Origin of the sequence: Asinibacterium sp. OR53, from assembly GCF_000515315.1 — a bacterium.
GTDB lineage: Bacteria > Bacteroidota > Bacteroidia > Chitinophagales > Chitinophagaceae > Sediminibacterium.
In genome coordinates this window covers 3,090,462-3,109,170 of sequence record NZ_KI911562.1, presented here as the reverse complement: position 1 = coordinate 3,109,170, position 18,709 = coordinate 3,090,462, and the positions used below count along the sequence as shown (strand labels likewise).

Sequence of the window (18,709 nt, the reverse complement as noted above, 5' to 3'; positions counted from 1 at the left end):
CGTTCTTTTCCTTTCCCAGCAGATATATGTATTTTAACTGTAAGCATAGTCAAATTTACTATTTTTTCTTGATTAAGAAAGCAAGAAATGTTTTGTCTTCTGTCGGATCGTAAGCGACCTCATGCGGGACGCCATTACATAGGCTATCCTTTTGCCTTTTTCAAACAAATAAGGTTTTAGCAATTCGTTCTCTCCAGGTTTTAGTTGTCCAAAAGCAGTGTCTTTTGGTTTATAGTAACGACCTGTAGAGGCTCGTTTTACAATGCCTCCCGATGTCATTCTGCCCAATGCTTTGACGGCAGCCCGGTATTCAGTGGGCTTGAGCTGCAATTGTTCATAAGTGAACACTTGCCCCGGTTCAAACTGCGAAATGGCTTGTTGTATTTTTTTCTGTTTTAGGATTAGACATCAGATCCCGCCGATAAACTCTTTCACGTTCGACGTGCTAATGGCGTATTAAAAAGATGGGCTTCAATAACTGCTTGTAAATTTCTGAATATCATTAATTTCGATTACAATCGCAAAAACATATAATATTTTTCGATTTTGATCGAAAAATATTATATGTTTGGCATACTTCCGTATTCAGGTATTGGCTAAAATTTATGAATATTCCCCCGCCTCTTGGGAACAAAGATTGAACATCAGCCTAAATAGCTTCAAACTTTTATGGAAAATTCAGCGGAAATAAAAAACGCAATAAAAGCAACGAAAATCAAGTGGCTTTTAATTGGTATTGCTATTGGTTTTATTATCGGTAATACTTGGAACATAGTTTCTTTTGTTGATCGATTAACCAGATTGTAAAATAATAGGAGCCGATAATGTAACCCCCTACTTGGAAGCCATAATGTGTAGCCTCCAAACAGGGTTAATTTGTTTTCTGCGTAAGTCATGGCATAAGGTTTTTAAAGTGGCTAAAAAATACGGTTTAGCCTTTCCCGTTGACTTACACCTTAAAGGCAATAAACCCATTAGTTGTTCTATTGTGTTCAAATGGAGGATTCCACCACACTGTGGGAGCGGTGCACTATGTTACAGTACGGCACGCACAGTGTGGTGGACGCGGTGCACTATACTACAGCACGGCGCCCACAGTGTGGTGGATGCGGTGCACTATGCTACAGTACGGCGCCCACAGTGCTGAGATATTGACGAATAAATTAGTCCCGTTGCTTCGCCAGTAGTACCAATAGCAAAAACAATACAGCTTCGACATAGTTTCTTTTCGGAAAAGATGTTTGATGTTTTAAAACCCGTTCAGAAAGATACAACAAGGATATATGGACAACTAGAAAGAGAAATTATATATTATCGGGATAAAAAAAATGTGTCGTTTGCGGCTCTGAAATAAAGTGGGATAATTTAGAAATTCATCATTTAAACGAGCATCAAAATGATGGATGGACTACAATCGAAAATGGAGTTGCTGTTTATCGTGACTGCCATCCTAAGCGGCAAGCAGCCATTGACTTTTACAATAATTGGAAAGAAAAAGAGGAACTAAAAAAAAGCAAATAAATACGTCTAACTCTTAATGAAACCTGGCCTAATATTAGTTTACTAAAACTTGAGTGTCACAAGGATTTATGAAAAAAAATATTCCAAAGTATTCTCGATGAAGTGAGATAATAATTGATGATCTGCTCATTTAAAAAACACGGAAGGCTACTTACCGGAAGATGATGCAAAATCTGGCATGGGCCACGGGGTATAATGTGGTGACCTTACCGCTGGCAGCGGAGGTGGCTTATCGCTGGGGCATCCTGCTTAGCCCGGCAGCGGGTGCGGTGCTGATGAGTGTAAGCACGGTGATGGTAGCGGTGAATGCCGGTTTGCTCCGGATAAAGCGTTAAGGGATGGTCTCCAACGAACTAAGGCATTTAGCGGAAAGCTCCTGTACCGATAAAAGTCAGATAAAGCCCTGATTCATGTCATAAGACCACTGCTCCGATGAGTCTATCTTTAGATGCAACTCAAAGCATGGCCGGTATGAAAAAGTTAACTGTTATATTGTTCTGGCTTATCTATTTGAACACTGCCTTGGGAGTAGGCGTAGATATCCACTTATGTGGCGGGATAGTAGCGGATATTTCGATAGTAGGGCTACGACATGCACATTGTTGCTGCCCGCCGGGCGCTATGCCACCGGGATGCTGCAAGAACGTGGTTTGTTTTTGCAAGACGGATAATCACCGGCTGTTGGCTTTTACCAATGTGGGTAACTTGAGGACTACTGTGCAGGCGCCAATGCTGTTTCCGGACTTTATCAGTCCCCTGTCTCACCCCATTTATGAGGAATATAGAAGCACGGGCTCTCCGCCTGGAATACTATATAAACACCCCGTTGACCTGTGTATCATGCACAAGGTTTTCAGAATTTAGCTTTTTTCTCCTTTGACAATCCGGGTTTGGGATTATCACTTGATCGCATTTCCTGACGGTGGCCATATCAAGTTATAAACCAGGTTTTCGATTTTCCAATGAACATTTTTTAGAAACCTATCAACTATCATACTATGAAACGAGCATTAGCTATGATGGCTCTTGTCATCACTGTTTATTCATTACCCGCTTCTGGGCAGAAGGACAGTAGCGGCATCTATTTGACAGCGACAGATTTCCGGCAAGGAAAGCTGTCTTACGCCATTAATTATACCATAGAAAAACATAAGATCAAAGACAATTTACTTTTTAATGAATCGGAAGTAAAGGTTAAGCACCGGGGAAACATTTATGCCCTTAAGAAAAAGGATATTTACGGATACCGTGACACGAAGGGAATTGACTTTCGGTTCTTAGACAATAAAGCGTGTCAGGTGCTGAACAAAACGGACAAATTGATACTTTATGAATTGCAAACCCCTACTTCTATCGGGGGCAAGGGCAATTTTAAATTTATCAGTACTTTTTATTTCAGCAAGGATATTCAGTCAACGCCTCAGCCGTTGACCAAAGCGAATTTAAAGGCGGCCTATCCCGGCAATCATAAATTCCACGATGCCCTTGAAGTAACCTTTAAGGATGACAATGACCTGTCTGCTTTTGACAGCTTTCATAATAAGTTTAAGGTAGTCCATGTTCTTGAAATGAACCAGTAGCTAAATGAATTGATTTTATTTCCAGCACTATTTCATAAGCTATGCGATCGATAAAGGAAATATTGCTGACACCTAAGCCGGGTAAAAAGTATTGGCGCGGTTGTCATCGGGAGTGGCGGGAGGAGTTTATCTACTTTCTGCTTGTGGACAGGTTTCACGATTCGATAAACCGGCACCCGCTGGATTTTGCGGATCGCCATCCCGGATTTGGGGTAAACCATCAATTGCAGCAAAGTTGCGGGGGGACGGTTCGGGGAATCATCAACCATATCGAATATATCCGGAACTTGGGCTGTACATCCATCTGGCTAAGCCCTTTATTCGGGAATAACCCAGAGTCGTATCATGGTTACGCCATCGACAATTATCTGGATATTGATAGTCGATGGGGGTCGAAGGAAGACCTGGAAGAGTTGGTGGAGATTGCACATGATCTGGATATGCGAGTCTTCCTGGATATCGTGCTCCGCTACTCCGGTAACAACTGGAATTATCCTGGCGGGAATGAGTATTACTATTACGAAGGCTTGCAATATCCTTTGGAGAACTGGCGGTTTCCCGATAAGCCCATTCCTGATGAATTGCGTAATCCTGACTTGTATAACCGGAAAGGCCAAATCAGGAATTTTGAGGCTCAGCCGGAAGCCAGGGATGGTGATTTTTTCAGTATGAAGGCTTTTCGAAATGATGATTCCCGGGAATCATTGTATGTTCAGGATCTGCTAATCTCCTTACATTGTTATTGGATACGGGAGACGGATATCGATGGTTTTCGGGTTGATGCAGTAAAGCATATGCGGGAGGAAGCCATCAGCCGGTTTTGCTCTCATGTGCGTGAATACGCTTATTCACTGGGCAAACGTAATTTTTTCTTGTTTGGAGAACTGCTGGGTGCGGAGGAGACGTACAACCGCTATATCGGTCCCAAAACCCCAGTGACGGTGGAAGATAAGAATCTCTACTATGGTCTGAATTCCGTGCTGGACTTCCCCTTATATCATATTTTGGAGGGCGTGATCAAGGGAATAGCTTCTCCCGAAAAGCTGATCGATAGATATACGGCACTACAGAAAAATGCGCTTTCCCGTGGAGAAAACGGTGAATACCTGGTCACTTTCATCGACAATCACGACCAGGTAGGCAGAAATCTGAAAGCCCGCTTCGGACATGATGCCACCCCGCAGCAGATCGTCGCAGGTATTGGCTTTCTGCTCTGTGCTTTGGGAACTCCATGTATCTATTATGGAACGGAACAGGGGATGGAGGGTGCAGGGAACGGGGACTGGTTTATCCGGGAATGCCTGTTTGATCCGGAAGAGAAAAATAGTAATCTCCTTAATTGCAAATCATCCATTTATCAGGCTATTTCAACTATCGCAAAGATTCGAAATACAAGTCCGGTACTGAAGTTCGGCAGGATGTATATAAGAAAATTGTCTGTGGATGGTCATTCATTTCATCTGCCAGAATGCCCTAAATGTACGCTGGCATTTTCGAGAATTCTATTCAACGAGGAGATCCTGGTGGTATATAATTCCTCAAACTGTGACGCCAAGGTCGAGCATGTTGAGATAGACTGCCGTATTAATAGTGAATCCAAATCGATGAAGAGCCTGTTCGGTTATGAAAGTGACGTCGAAGTGCTGGGGCAAGGGAAAAACGGCGGAGAGATAAGGTATGTCGGGCTATACCTTAAACCCATGCAATTCGTGATCTTAAAAAGCTCATAAATTCTGAAATATGAAAAGACAGTTATTATGGATGTTGATCGGGTGTACCATCCCGCTATTGCTGATATTTTTGGCTCCTGCTTTGGGATGGGGGTCCGGCTCTTCCTTATTTATTTTCATCCTAGCCATGTTTGCCTGCCACATCCTTATGCCCATACACCATGGTGGACACGGGCACGACGAGCAGGGAAATTCTTCCACTTCTAAAATTCAACACCATGAACACCAGCATTGATATTAGGAAATTGGGGTTAGCGTTCGGGGCTACCGGCGTATTGCTCTACCTGGGATGTATTATCGCGATGTGTACGGTCGGCCGCGACGGAACGGTGAGATTTTTCAACAGCCTTTTGCATGGATTGGATACCAGTACCATTATCCGGATGCAGGTCCCGGCTGGTGAAGCGGTCGTGGGAGTTATGGAAACATTTGTTCTCGGGTGGCTCATTGGTGCCTGTGTGGGTGGGTTCTATAATGCCTTGGTTAAGGAATAACATTATGGAACGGTATAAAGAACATATAGAGACATTGGTAAACAAGCTTGGCGGCAATGTGCAGAACGGGCTTGCCCCCGATGCGGTGGAACGCAATCTGCAACTGTACGGAACTAACAAATTGAGGACGCAGCGTTCGGGAGGCATTTGGCTGACGCTGTACAGGCAGTTCACGGATTTGCTCGTAGTTATATTTATCCTTGCGGGACTCCTGGATTTTTACCTGGGACAGTACCGGGACGGCACAGTCCTGATAGCCATCGTTGTGTCCAATGCGCTCATAGGATTTTACCAGGAGCTAAAGGCTGAGAATATCCTTGCATCCCTGAAAAAGCTTGTTGTCGAGAAATGTAAAGTTATGCGGGGGGGAGGGGTAGTTGAAATACTGGCTGAGGACCTGGTACCCGGGGATATCGTAAAGCTATATGAAGGAGACGGCGTACCGGCGGATATCCGTTTGATCCAGACATCTTCTTTCTTCACTAATGAATTTACCCTTACCGGTGAATCGGTGCCATCTGAAAAGGATGCCGCTTTTGCGACCGAAAAGATCATTCCCCTTACAGAAAGGAAGAATTGCGCTTTTATGGGGACCACAGTTGCCAGAGGGGAGGCAACCGGCATCGCATATGCCACGGGTATGCAAACGGAAATAGGGAAGATCAGCGCAACCTCAAAGAGGATCAAAACAGATTTGACGCCAGTGCAGGTGGAAGCGGCCGACGTGGCCAGGAAGGTAATGTGGGGCACCATAATCATCGCAGTCCCTTTATTTGCCACCCGGATGGTGCTGCATGATTCTATCCTGGTAGCAGTGGTATTTACCATCGGGGTGGCTGCGGCCATGGTGCCAGAAGGACTACCAGCACAGATATCCACTGCGCTGGCTCTGGGAGTAAGACGGATGGCCGGTAAAAACGCTATTGTAAAAAGAATTGCTGCTGTTGAAACGCTAGGTTCCGCGACGGTGATTGCATCAGATAAGACGGGTACCATTACCAGGAATGAAATGACTATCACCGGGTGTCGTTTCAATGGTTCGATATTTTCGATTTCCGGCCTTGGGTACGCACCGGAAGGCGAGATCATGACGAAGGATGGTAAGATCCTAACCAAGTCTAACCTGGGAGATCTAAAGATATTTTTCCTTTCCGGCTATCTTTCTTCCAGTGGCAAAATAAACCCGCCGGACCGATACCACGCCGGGTGGTATTGCGTTGGGGACCCGACGGAAGCCTCGTTTTCCACGCTGGCGATGAAAGCCGGGTACACTCTGGAGGAAATTAATGAGGCATACCCGGTGGTTCAATCATTTGCGTTCGATTCCATGCGGAAAAGAGCCTCGGTGATCAGGCGGCATAAGGGAAAGTCCATTTCTTTTGTAAAAGGAGCCCTTGAGGGGATATTATCCGCATCCCGGAAAATGATTGTAGAAGGCCAGGTAGGGGAATTGGACGAAAAGCAAAAGGAACAGGTTTTTTCCTCGGCAGCAGCCTATGCGGCAAGTTCATACAGAATAATTGCATTGGCTTATAAAGATTTGCCAGATGCCGAAAACTACAACATTGAAGATGCAGAAACCGACCTGACCTTCGCGGGTTTTGTGACAATGCTTGATCCGCCTCATCAGGAGGTGACGACTGCAATAGAATCGGTTTTTAAGGCCCATATAAAGGTGGTTATGATCACAGGTGATAATGAATTGACAGCCAGAGCGATTGCAAAATCCATTGGCCTGATGAATGAGTATGATCAGTTTCCCCAGGTTATAAATAGTGAAACCTTGCAGAAAATGGATGATCAGCAACTGCAGGAAGCATTTAATAAGAGGGCTGTTATTTTTTCAAGGGTTTCACCGGATGACAAATACAGGATCGTTGATCTTCTTAAGCGGAAAGGAGAGATAGTGGCAGTGACAGGAGACGGGGTGAACGACACGCTCAGCTTAAAACGGGCGGATATAGGTGTTGCTATGGGCTTGAACGGTTCAAAAGTAGCACAGGAGGCGGCAACCGTCATTCTGCTGGACGACAATTTTTCTACCATTGCTTATGCGGTGAGGGAAGGACGCATCATTTTCAGGAATATTGAAAAAACCGTCATTACCAACCTTTCCTCCAACATCGCTGAATTGATATGCGTGCTGGCTGGTTTTGTAGGCGCTTTCATCGGCATTGCGACCCCTTTATTGGTGATGCAGATATTGGCCATGGATATGCTCGGAGAAATGTTCCCGCTGACGATGCTGACGTATGATCCGCCTGAAAAGACCATTATGGATGATCCACCCAGAAACCCCGAAGATAAGATATTGACAAAAAAAGTCCTCAAGGGTATCATAGCACGCGGGACGGTAATGGGAATTGCATCCTATGGCGCTTTTCTGGCCGAATATTTTCACAATCATCACCTATCCAATCATTATGAAAAAGCAACCACGGTGACTTATGTCTCCATTTTGTTTGGACAGATCGCAAACTTACTTTCCCGGAGGACGGCCGGAAGTGTCTGGAGCAGGTATTTGTTCTCGAACCCATATTTATGGGGCGCCATTGCGTTGTCGCTTACCTGCATGCTATTGATCGTCTATGTACCCTTTCTGAACCTTTATTTTCATACTTCGGGTTTATACCTGGTGGACTGGCTTTTTCCGATAGCCGTATTTACCATCTGCCTGACGGTCTATGAACGGCAAAAAAAAGCAAAACGAAAGTTTACCCATGATCTCCAAACTAATTGATATTGCCCTGAGAAACAGGTTCATAGTGCTGTTGGCAGCAGCGGGCTTGTTTGGCTGGGGAATTTACAGCCTCCGTCAGAACCCCATCGATGCTATTCCCGATCTGTCGGAAAACCAGGTCATTGTATTTACTGAATGGATGGGACGTGGGCCCCAGGTAATTGAGGACCAGGTCACCTACCCGTTGGTGTCCAATTTGCAGGGTATCCCAAAGATTAAAAATATCCGTGGTACATCCATGTTCGGGATGAGCTTTGTCTATGTCATTTTCGAAGATAATGTGGATATATACTGGGCACGTACCCGTGTCCTGGAACGGTTGAACTATGCCCAGCGGCTGCTGCCGCAAGGACTGACCCCTTCCCTGGGGCCCGATGGGACAGGGGTCGGGCATGTCTTTTGGTATACGCTGGATGCGGGGAATATGGATTTGGGGGAACAGCGGGCTTTGCAGGACTGGTATATCAAGTTTGCCTTGCAAACGGTCCCTGGTGTGGCGGAAGTGGCGTCCTTCGGGGGTTTTGAAAAGCAGTATCAATTGGTGGTGGACCCGGTAAAGCTGCAATATTATAATGTCTCGATGATGGATGTAATGGATAAGGTGAGGGCAAATAACAACGACGTAGGGGGACGGAAATTTGAAATGAGTGATATGGCATATATTATCCGGGGGCTTGGCTATATTAAAAACAAGGACGACCTGGAGAACATCGCTTTGGTCAACTATAAAGGTATCCCCGTGCGGGTAAAGGATATAGCCACCGTTCAAATGGGAGGCGATCTGCGGCTTGGTATTTTCGATCAGAATGGTGAAGGGGAGGTTGTCGGCGGTATCGTGGTCATGCGCTATGGCGAAAATGCGGACAAGGTGATCAATGCGGTGAAGGCCAAAATGAAAGACGTTGAGAAGGGATTGCCGACGGGAGTAAAATTTCATGCCGCTTATGACCGGAGTATGCTGATCGAGGAGGCTATCGGGTCGGTCAAAGAAACACTTATAGAGGTGCTGATCACGGTATCCATAGTCGTTATCATATTCCTGTTTCACTGGCGCAGCGCAGTAGTGATCCTGATCGAGCTGCCGGTATCGGTGGGCGCAGCCTTCATTTTGCTGCAAGCCTTTGGTATTTCCTCCAACATCATGTCGCTCACCGGAATCGCTTTGGCCATCGGCGTGGTGGTGGACGATAGTATCGTGATGGTCGAGAACTCCTACCGGCATTTGTCGGAAGCGCAGTTGCGGAATGCGGGGCCTATCGATCGGCTCGGCCTGATCGCACAAGCGTCCCGACAGGTGGGACCGGGCGTTTTCTTTTCGAATATTGTGGTTGTCGCTTCTTTTCTGCCCGTATTCCTGCTCACCGGGATGGAAGGAAAATTGTTCAGCCCTCTGGCATGGACAAAGACCTTTATCCTGCTGGTCGATGCGTTTATGGCTGTTATGCTTGCTCCGGTGCTGATCTCCTTTCTCTTAGGTGGAAAGCTAAAACCCGAAAGCTCCAATCCCATTACCCGAGTCCTGGAGCGGTTATACCGGCCTGTCCTGGGATTATGCTTACGATGGAGAAAGACCGTTATCGCTGTTGAACTGCTGGCCCTGGTGGCCGGCATCTTCCTGTTCACTCGATTGGGCTCTGAATTCATGCCTCCCCTGGATGAAGGGTCTATATTGTTCATGCCCATCTCAATGCCGGACATTTCTAATTCCGAAGCGAAACAAATCCTTCAGGTGCAGGATAAGCTGATCAAGAGCGTCCCCGAAGTCACTAACGTATTGGGCAAGGCGGGTCGGGCCAATACTGCCACGGACAACTCTCCCATCAGCATGATCGAGACGGTTGTCCTGCTGAAACCAAAAAATGAGTGGAGGCCCGGCAAAACCAAGGAGGATATCATCAACGAACTGAATGCAAAACTGCAGATCCCCGGGATCACCAACGGATGGACGCAGCCGATCATCAACCGGATCAATATGTTGTCAACCGGCATCCGTACAGATGTTGGCGTTAAAGTATATGGGCAGAATCTCGATACGATCTATGCCTTTTCACAAAAGATCAAAAATGCGCTCCAAGGGATACCTGGGGTCAAGGATTTGTATGTAGAGCCAATAACCGGCGGCAAATATATAGACATCGCCGTCAGACGGGAAGAGATCAGCAGGTATAGTTTAACGGTTGACGATGTAAATGCGGTGGTCGAGAGCGCTCTGGGTGGAATGAAACTGACAACAACCATCGAGGGCCGCCGGCGTTTTTCGGTCAACGCCCGCTTCGGCCAGGATTTTAGAAATAATATTCAGTCCCTGAAACAGCTGCAGGTGCAAACAATGAGATTTGGGCCGGTGCCTCTGGAAGCTGTTGCCGATATTAGGATTTCAGAAGGACCTCCCATGATCAATTCAGAAAATGCTCTGCTACGTGGTACCGTGCTATTTAATGCCAGGGGACGGGATCTTGGCAGTACGGTTACAGAAGCTCAAAGAAAACTGGGAGTTATGATAGATAAACTGCCCAGGGGATATTTTCTTGAATGGAGTGGGCAGTGGGAGAACCAGCTTAGGGCCAACAAAACCCTGAAGATCGTCATGCCTATTGTTCTCCTGCTCATTTTCCTGGTACTCTACTTTACTTATCATTCTTTCAAGGAATCGATACTCACGATGATCACCTTACCGTTTGGGCTGACCGGCGGGGTATTTATGGTGTCTCTCTATCATGTGAATTTGTCGGTGGCGGTGGCGGTAGGTTTTATTGCTTTGTTTGGTATGGCCGTCGAGCTGGCCATGCTCATGACGATCTATCTGAACCAGGCCATGCTGAACCTGGCGGAGGAAAAAGGTAACTCGCAGGAGTCGATTAATATCTCCGATATCCGGGAATATATCATCGAAGGTGCGTCAAAGCGTCTTCGCCCTGTGGTCATGACGGTTTCTGTATCTCTATTTGGTCTGATTCCGATCCTTTGGGCTACGGGGGTGGGAAGCGATGTAATGCGACCGATCACGATACCCCTGCTGGGCGGGACGATCACCACGATCCTGTTTGTCCTTTTTGTGACCCCGGTGGTGCTGGCAATAGTAAAAGAATCAGAATTGAAACGTAAAGGTAAAATTGATGTCATTCATGTTAAATAGAGTATCGATCCTCGCACTGGTCCTGTTCATTGCCGGAGGCTGTTTTGCCCAGCCTCAGCAGATGCCATTGGATAGTATCCTGGACCGGGTGCAAAGGGGCAATCCGGTGGGGCGGATGTACGACAACGACATACGGGCGATGGACGAAGCCGCCAGGGGAGCCCGGAGCTGGATGGCGCCGGAAGTGGGATCGGGTTTCTGGATGGCTCCTTATAATACTGCTTTGTGGCGAAAACAGCCGGACGGGTCGAGCGGGATGGGGCAGTACATGATCTCGGCCCAGCAGATGTTCCCGAACAAGAAGGCGCAGGACGCCAATGCTGCCTATATGGGTGCTATGTCTTCGGTGGAAAAAGAAAAGAAGAAGGCCTCCCTGAATGAATTGTATGCGGCGGCCAAGAAGAATTATTATGCGTGGATCATTCTTCGGAAGAAATGGGGCATAGTGGAGCGAGACCGGCGCTTGTTGGAGTTCATGATCCGGAACGCGGAAATCCGCTATAGGAACGGGATGGATAAGCTGAGCGCCTACTACAAGGCGAAGGCGGCCCTGGGTAACCTGGAGAACATGCGGAGCATGCTGGAAAACGAAATGGTGCAGAAGCGGATCGCCTTGAACACGCTCATGAACAGGAATAAGCTGACGCCGTTCGAGATCGATACGGTGTACAGTATCCGGGATTATCATGGGTTGTTGTTTGACAGCGCGTTGATCACGGAAACCCGCAGCGATATACGGGCCATCGACCGGGAGATCGACCTGGCGCACCTGCAACGGCACGTAGAGCTGACGAAGCTGAGACCGGAGTTCGGGTTGCGGTACGAGCACATGTTTGGCTTCGGGGGGCTGCCCATGCAGTTCACGCTCATGGGCATGGTGCGCATTCCTTTCGCCAGTTGGTCTTCGAAAATGAATAAAGCAAATGCGGAGAGCCTGAAATGGAAAGCGGCGTCGCTAGAGCAGGAGAAGCTGATGACAATCAACGAAGTCACGGGCATGGCTGCGGGTATCCAGGCAGAATTGGAGACGAAGAAGAAACAGGTGACTTTGTTCGAGCAAAATATCCTACCGGCCCTGGAAAAGAATTACCAGACGATGAAGCTGGGGTATGAGCAGAATACGGAGGAGCTGTTCATGTTGCTGGATGCCTGGGAGACCCTGAACATGACAAGACTGGAGTGGCTAGACCAGTTGCAGCAGTTGCTGGGAATGCAGGTCGAGCTGGAAAAGATATTGGAAATCCGATAAAACAGGAACTATGCCGCGAAGATATTACTGGATCATTTTTTTGGTGCTGGCCGGTTTTGAGGCCTGCAAGGACAGGTGGGTAACCGGCAGTGGTCCACAGGCGGCGGAGTGGGATTCGATGTCCCAATCGATGCCGGGTATGGTCAAAGCTCCCGATACCATGAGGCGGGAGGTGTATACCTGTTCGATGCACCCACAGGTCATCCGGGATACGCCCGGACAATGTCCCATCTGCAGAATGGAACTGTTGAAGAAGTCGGCGGAGAGCCGCAGGGTCGACGGAATCGACCTGGGGACCCTGCTGAAGCCTACTAACGGCTTTGTGATCGCCTCACTGCCGGTGATAACGATGGAGTGGGGTTCGGTGGCGATAGAAGTAAAGGCCCTGGGCTTTGTAACCTATGATACCCGCCGGGTAGGGGCGATTTCCGCGCGGGTATCGGGGCGGATCGAAAAATTATATGTGCGCTATCGTTTTGAGCCGGTGCATGCGGGACAGAAGATCATGGATATGTATAGCCCCGAATTGCTGACAGCCCAGCAGAACCTCTTGTTCTTGCTAAAGAATGATGCGGCCAATGCAACGCTGATCGCGGCGGCTAGGGAGAGGCTACTTTTGTTGGGTATGAGCCCCGGACAACTGGCGGAAGTGGTGCGTACGGGCAAGGCGGCCTACACGGTGTCGATATGCAGTGGTTACAGCGGGCATGTCCATGAGGCGGGAGGGATGATGAATGTGCGGAGTGGTGTGGCCGGCGCTGGGACCACGGGCATGGGTGGGCCCGGAGGTATGCCGGATATATCGCTGATCACAGAGGAGCTGGCGTTGAAAGAAGGGATGTATGTCCAAAAAGGCCAGACGGTACTGAAGGTGTATGATCCCTCGCGGGTATGGGCATTGGTGAATATTTACGCGGGCCAGCAGGGGTTGGTCCGTAAAGGAGACAGTGTGACGCTACGGGCGGAGGTAGCTCCCGATCAGGTGATCTGGGGTAAGATAGACTTTATAGAGCCCTCTTTCAGAAGGGACCAAAAGACGCTGACGGCCAGGGTTTATTTTGACAATGCCCGGCTGAGGCTGCCAGTGGGTAGTCAGGTAGAGGCGACGATCCGGTCTGCTCCGGTGAGCGGGAACTGGCTGCCGAAGGAGGCGGTAGTCTCCCTTGGGTTAGACAAGGTAGCTTTTGTGAGGACCAGGGGTGGCTTTGTGGCGCACCGGGTGGAGACGGGCTATGTCTATGACGGGAAGATACAGGTATTGGGTGGCCTCGCGCCAGCGGATAGCGTGGCACGTGATGGACAGTACCTGATGGATAGTGAAAGTTTTATCATCGTAAAATGAAGGTGTATGAAAAGAAGAGTGGGTTTTCGGCTGATATTGGCACTGGCTGTTTCGCTTACGACGGCTTGCCGGGATTGGAATCCGGAGGCGGTGCATAAAGGAGACAGTATGACAGGGATGGGAATGGATTCAGAGGCAGGAATGCGAAAGACACCGCAGCAGGTGTCTATGCCCGGCATGGATATGAGTAAGGACAGTGTCAGGGAGAATGTAAAAGGTAAAGCTGGGGTGAGCGTCGCGGGTGGTGTTGGGGACATCTATCTGAGCGGCCAGCAGGTGCAGTTGGCCAATATCCGGACGGACACGCTACGGCCGGCGATGGTGGGCAGCAAGTTGGTGTTGACTGGTACTCTCGCCGTGAACCAGCAGCGGACAAGCTCGGTGAGCATAAGAGTGATGGGGCGCATCGACCGGTTGTATTTCAAAAATGCCGGGGATTATGTACGAAAGGGAGATCGCCTGTATGATATCTACAGTGAGGATCTGAACAATGCCAAGCAGGAGCTGATAGCGGCGGTGGAGCGCAAAGAGCTGCTGGATAGCTCAGTCGTGGACATGAGCAGGCTGATCGAAGGCGCGAAATACAAGCTGCAGCTCTGGGGGATGAGTGCGGGGCAGATCGATGAGGTGGTGAAGACTCGAAAAACGGGCCTGCTCACGACTTTTTACAGCAGCTCAGAAGGAGTGATCGCCTCCCTGGACCTTAAGGAGGGGGACTATGCGATGGAGGGGGCTACATTGATGCTCCTGGCAGACTTGTCCACGATATGGGTGGAGGCGCAGGTGTATTCCTCGCAGTTGCCTCAAATAGACCGAATTGGAACGGCCGAAGTGCAGATACCCGATCTGCCAGGCAAACGGGTAAAGGGCGAGGTTGAATTCGTGAATCCGGAGATCAATGCCGACACCCGGATCAACCTAATCAGGATCAGCATTCCGAACGAGGGTGGCCGGTTGAAACCGGGTATGCCGGCCTATGTATTTCTGATTAATCCTCTACACAGCATGCTCTCTATGCCCATTGACGCGGTGATCCGGGATGGTAAGGGCGCGACGGTGTGGGTCCAAACCGGGGAGCATACGTTTGCCAGCCGGATGGTGGAGGTGGGTATGGAGTCGGGGGACCGGATCGAGATCCGGTCGGGTTTGACGGCGGGAGATATCGTGGTGGTGAATGGGGCTTACCTGATCAATAGCGAATATATCTTCCGGCAGGGGGCCAACCCGATGGCGGGGATGAAGATGTAAAATATTGCTAACGAAAGATATCTTCAATGAAAATAGCGATTTTCAGTTGCCACAAATTCGAGCGGCCATTTTTCGAACGCGCCGCTTTGGGCAGGCACGAGTTGCATTTTCTCGAAGGAAAGTTGTTTGCGAGTGTGTTTCCATCGCCATAGAGCGACACTCCAGGAAACCAAAGGAAAGATAAAACTCTAAAACCCTTTTAAACATTGAATTTCGTACATAAAAAACCACTTGAAAAAGTGGTTTTGTGCCCAGAACAGGAATCGAACCTGCACTACCTTGCGATAACCAGATTTTGAGTCTAGCGCGTCTACCAGTTCCGCCATCTGGGCTTTGGAATGGGGTGCAATATTACGTCAGGAATTGTTATGGGCAAAATCTTTTGAGAGATCCTTCGACTCACTTCGTTCGCTCAGGATGACGTGCAAATTATGCCCGGGATGGCGTTATCCTGTCCAGGTACTTCTTCTTAAAATAGTACTCCTTCACTTGCAGCAACTCTTCTTCGGAAGTAACACCTTCCTGATAATTTGCCATAATTTTTTTAACAGGTTCATAAATATCTTGTTTAAACTGATCAATTGCACTGGTCACGGATTGCAACGCAGCGGCATCTCCATCGGCTTCCATAACCAGCTCATTCAACTCCATCATTTCCATGAGAAAAGCGGGCGATAGCTCGTATTTCTCCTCCTCCTGCAATAAACCTTTCAACTGTAACACATAACGTATGGTTTCTTCCGGGTTCTTCAATATCCTGAAGCCCTTGTTCACCTGGGAAGACAGTTCCAGGGCTTCCAGTTGCTCGGCTTCCGGGGCCTGTGCAAAACGATCGGGATGGTATTTTTTCTGCAGGGCGAAATATTTGTCGCTAAGTCCTGCCGAAGGCACCTGTAAAGCCACCGGGATACCAAATAACTCGAAATAATTCATAACGCTTATCTTGCCTGCAAATGTAAACCAATGCTTGTCATCGGACTTATTAGAGAGGGAAAAGTTCCTTCAGATAACCGGGTGGCGCTTACGCCGGGCCAGTGCAAATGGCTGGTGAAACATTTTCCCGGCCTGTCCATACTGGTACAATCTTCGCCCCACCGCTGTTTCAGCGATGAAGAATACCGGCAGGCAGGCATCGAAGTAACGGAAGACCTCTCATCCTGCGATGTGTTGTTCGGCATCAAGGAAGTGCCCGTGAATATGCTCATCAACGATAAAACCTACTTTTTTTTCTCCCATACCAAGAAAAAACAAGCCTATAATCAGCCGCTGATGCATGCCATGGTTGACCGGCACATAACGCTCATTGATTATGAATGCCTGGAACACAAAGACGGCCAGCGTATCATTGGCTTCGGCTTTTTTGCCGGCATCGTGGGAGCACACAACGGCATTATGGCCTACGGCAACCGTACCGGCGCTTACCAACTGGGCAGGGTAAGGGAAGTGCATGACTACCGCGAGCTCATCCACACCTATTTCGGCATGAAACTGCCCAATATCAAAATTGCGGTAACCGGAACAGGCCGCGTGGCACATGGTATTTTAGAGATCATGAACCTGCTCGATGTGCAGGAAGCTGAACCGGCCGAATACCTGCGCCAGGAATTCGACTACCCGGTATACGTGCACCTCAAAGGCACCGATCTGTACCGCCACCGGCAAAATGGCACTTATGACAGAACCGCATTCCATGCCCACCCCGATTCCTACGAGTGCGTATTTAATCAATACCTGGCGCATACCGATATTTTAATGAACGGTATTTACTGGGACCAGCACATACCGCGCCTTTTCTCCATGGAAGACTTGCAACGCCCCGGTTTCCGCTTGCAAACAATCGCCGATATCACCGACGATAAAAATGGGAGCGTACCCTGCAACCTGGGCGACGCTACCATTGAATCGCCCGTATATGGTGTAGACAAACGCACAGGCGCCAAAACAGCGCCTTACCTCCCGGGAAGTGTAGATGTGATGGCCGTTGGCAACCTCCCCAACGAATTACCCCGCGATGCCAGCAAATTTTTTGGTGAACAGTTGATCAAATATGTGCTCGATGATGTGAGAAAGGGTGGAAGTGCACTTATTGAAAAAGCTACCATCTTACAAAAAGGACAATTGACACCAGGCTTTATGTACCTGCGTGATTATGCCGCTCATTGATCAGAGATTAATGTAATAATCTTTCAGCAGCATGGCAAATGGCGCTGTATATTCATCATCTTCTTTAATGGTGATGGTGCTTGAGCCGGGAGCGCTCACCTGCGTTTTACCAAAGAGCAGCATGGACCTGAAAGGCTGGTGTGCAGGCGTTTGTTTAACGGTCACAGCATCATGCAGGGACAGCTCGTGATCGCCCGCTATGTAAATGAATTCTGCTGTTCTGGCATAAGGAAGCAATACCGCAAAGTGCCCGGTGGGTTTCAATAAGCGGCTGGCAGAGGCAGCCAATTCATCCAGCTTCAGTTCTTCACTGTGTAACGCAAGGTTTCTTTTATCGTCGCTGCTTTTCAGGTGTTGTTCAAAGAAAGGAGGATTGGAGAATACCAGGTTATACGATTGCGCCGGCATAAACCGTTGTATGGTTTGATGGAAAACATTCAGCCTTTTTTCCCAGGGGCTGGTACGAAAATTACTCAGCGCTTGCCGGATGGTAAGTTCGTCTATCTCCACCCCGTCAATAACGGCGTCACATTTCTGTGCCAGCATCAGGCTCAACACACCTGTTCCGAGGCCAATGTCCAGCGCGCTCTTGATTTCGCCAAGGGCGCCATTCTGTACTTTATCGGCCAGCCATGCACCGAATAAACACGCATCGGTGCATACTTTCATAGCACAGTGCTCCTGGTAAACCATAAATTCCTTGAAACCGAAATAAGTATTAGCCATTTATTTGTTCGCTGTGAGGCTTGCCACCAGGTACTCCTGGTTGAGGCGCGCGATATTGCTAAGCGAAATCTCTTTCGGACAAGTCGCTTCACAAGCGCCGGTGTTGGTACAAGCGCCGAATCCTTCTTTATCCATCTGTGCCACCATATCCAGTACACGGCTCCTGCGCTCCGGTTCTCCCTGTGGCAGAAGCGCCAGGTGCGATACTTTAGCGCTGAGGAACAACATGGCCGAACTGTTTTTACAAGCAGCCACACAAGCTCCGCAACCAATACACATGGCTGCTGCAAAAGAAGCATCGGCTTTGTCTTTGGCAATAGGAATGGCATTGCCATCTACGGCATTACCGGTATTCACACTGATATAACCACCGGCTTGTATGATGCGGTCGAAAGCGCTGCGGTCAACCATCAAATCTTTGATCACGGGGAAAGCGCCTGCACGCCAGGGCTCCACTACAATGGTATCGCCGTCTTTGAAAGCGCGCATGTGCAACTGACAGGTAGTATTGGCCTGCCAGGGACCGTGCGGCTTACCGTTGATATACATAGAACAGCTACCACAAATACCTTCGCGGCAGTCATGATCGAATGCAATAGGCTCTTCGCCGCCATGAACCAGTTGCTCGTTCAGCACGTCGAACATTTCCAAAAAACTCATTTCAGAAGAAATGTTTTCCACCCGGTACATCTTAAAACCGCCTTTCTCGCTGTTGTTCTTTTGTCTCCAAACCTTCAGGTTCAGATTCATACTATAATGTTCCATGCGTAAAAAATATTT

14 protein-coding genes, 1 tRNA gene and 1 pseudogene are annotated in these 18,709 nt (G+C 48.5%); 12 read left to right on the top strand and 4 right to left on the bottom strand.

What is annotated here, in order from left to right:
• Positions 1-1,341: 1,341 nt before the first annotated feature.
• The 11 genes and pseudogenes from SEDOR53_RS19515 to SEDOR53_RS18070 form a co-directional block, all read left to right on the top strand.
• Positions 1,342-1,521 (top strand): annotated as a pseudogene (locus tag SEDOR53_RS19515) (HNH endonuclease); the annotation flags it as partial.
• Positions 1,522-1,682: 161 nt separating this feature from the next.
• A complete protein-coding gene (locus SEDOR53_RS18080; RefSeq protein ID WP_198018953.1) occupies positions 1,683-1,856 on the top strand; it encodes a hypothetical protein in 174 nt (57 codons plus the stop codon).
• A 663-nt stretch (positions 1,857-2,519) separates the two neighbouring features.
• Positions 2,520-3,101, top strand: coding sequence for a hypothetical protein (locus SEDOR53_RS0113735; protein ID WP_026770241.1), 582 nt, complete (start codon positions 2,520-2,522; stop codon positions 3,099-3,101).
• A gap of 41 nt (positions 3,102-3,142) precedes the next feature.
• Positions 3,143-4,831, top strand: a complete 1,689-nt coding sequence (locus tag SEDOR53_RS0113730; RefSeq protein ID WP_026770240.1) for an alpha-amylase family glycosyl hydrolase — start codon at positions 3,143-3,145, stop codon at positions 4,829-4,831.
• A 10-nt stretch (positions 4,832-4,841) separates the two neighbouring features.
• Positions 4,842-5,066: a hypothetical protein gene (locus tag SEDOR53_RS18925; RefSeq protein WP_084220437.1), complete on the top strand. Its 225-nt coding sequence runs from the start codon at positions 4,842-4,844 to the stop codon at positions 5,064-5,066.
• Positions 4,993-5,325, top strand: coding sequence for a DUF5676 family membrane protein (locus tag SEDOR53_RS19510; protein ID WP_369751309.1), 333 nt, complete (start codon positions 4,993-4,995; stop codon positions 5,323-5,325). Before SEDOR53_RS18925 ends, SEDOR53_RS19510 begins: the two co-directional genes overlap by 74 nt.
• Positions 5,326-5,329: 4 nt before the next feature.
• Positions 5,330-8,065, top strand: coding sequence for a cation-transporting P-type ATPase (locus SEDOR53_RS18075; protein WP_051416657.1), 2,736 nt, complete (start codon positions 5,330-5,332; stop codon positions 8,063-8,065).
• Positions 8,010-11,201 (top strand): efflux RND transporter permease subunit, encoded by a 3,192-nt coding sequence (locus SEDOR53_RS0113710; RefSeq protein WP_198018949.1) that lies wholly within the window; start codon positions 8,010-8,012, stop codon positions 11,199-11,201. The genes SEDOR53_RS18075 and SEDOR53_RS0113710 overlap by 56 nt, the downstream gene beginning before the upstream one ends.
• Complete coding sequence (locus SEDOR53_RS0113705; protein WP_369751308.1) at positions 11,182-12,450, top strand: TolC family protein; 1,269 nt, start codon at positions 11,182-11,184, stop codon at positions 12,448-12,450. The genes SEDOR53_RS0113710 and SEDOR53_RS0113705 overlap by 20 nt, the downstream gene beginning before the upstream one ends.
• Positions 12,451-12,460: 10 nt before the next feature.
• Complete coding sequence (locus tag SEDOR53_RS0113700; protein ID WP_198018947.1) at positions 12,461-13,792, top strand: efflux RND transporter periplasmic adaptor subunit; 1,332 nt, start codon at positions 12,461-12,463, stop codon at positions 13,790-13,792.
• Between the two features lie 6 nt (positions 13,793-13,798).
• Positions 13,799-15,040 carry an efflux RND transporter periplasmic adaptor subunit gene (locus SEDOR53_RS18070; RefSeq protein ID WP_051416656.1) on the top strand — a complete coding sequence of 414 codons (1,242 nt, stop codon included), beginning with the start codon at positions 13,799-13,801 and terminating at the stop codon, positions 15,038-15,040.
• Between the two features lie 248 nt (positions 15,041-15,288).
• Here the strand turns inward: SEDOR53_RS18070 and SEDOR53_RS0113690 are convergent.
• Positions 15,289-15,372 (bottom strand) — tRNA-Leu (locus SEDOR53_RS0113690).
• 97 nt (positions 15,373-15,469) lie between these two features.
• Positions 15,470-15,973: a Fe-S protein assembly co-chaperone HscB gene (gene hscB / locus SEDOR53_RS0113685; protein ID WP_026770235.1), complete on the bottom strand. Its 504-nt coding sequence runs from the start codon at positions 15,971-15,973 to the stop codon at positions 15,470-15,472.
• A gap of 30 nt (positions 15,974-16,003) precedes the next feature.
• Here hscB and SEDOR53_RS0113680 point away from each other — a divergent pair, with 30 nt between their 5' ends.
• Positions 16,004-17,203, top strand: a complete 1,200-nt coding sequence (locus tag SEDOR53_RS0113680) for an NAD(P)-dependent oxidoreductase (RefSeq protein WP_026770234.1) — start codon at positions 16,004-16,006, stop codon at positions 17,201-17,203.
• On the opposite strand, the gene SEDOR53_RS0113675 is transcribed toward SEDOR53_RS0113680, so the two are convergent.
• Both SEDOR53_RS0113675 and SEDOR53_RS0113670 read right to left on the bottom strand, forming a co-directional pair.
• Positions 17,204-17,929 (bottom strand): tRNA1(Val) (adenine(37)-N6)-methyltransferase, encoded by a 726-nt coding sequence (locus SEDOR53_RS0113675; protein ID WP_026770233.1) that lies wholly within the window; start codon positions 17,927-17,929, stop codon positions 17,204-17,206.
• Positions 17,930-18,694, bottom strand: a complete 765-nt coding sequence (locus tag SEDOR53_RS0113670) for a succinate dehydrogenase/fumarate reductase iron-sulfur subunit (RefSeq protein WP_026770232.1) — start codon at positions 18,692-18,694, stop codon at positions 17,930-17,932.
• Positions 18,695-18,709: the final 15 nt, after the last annotated feature.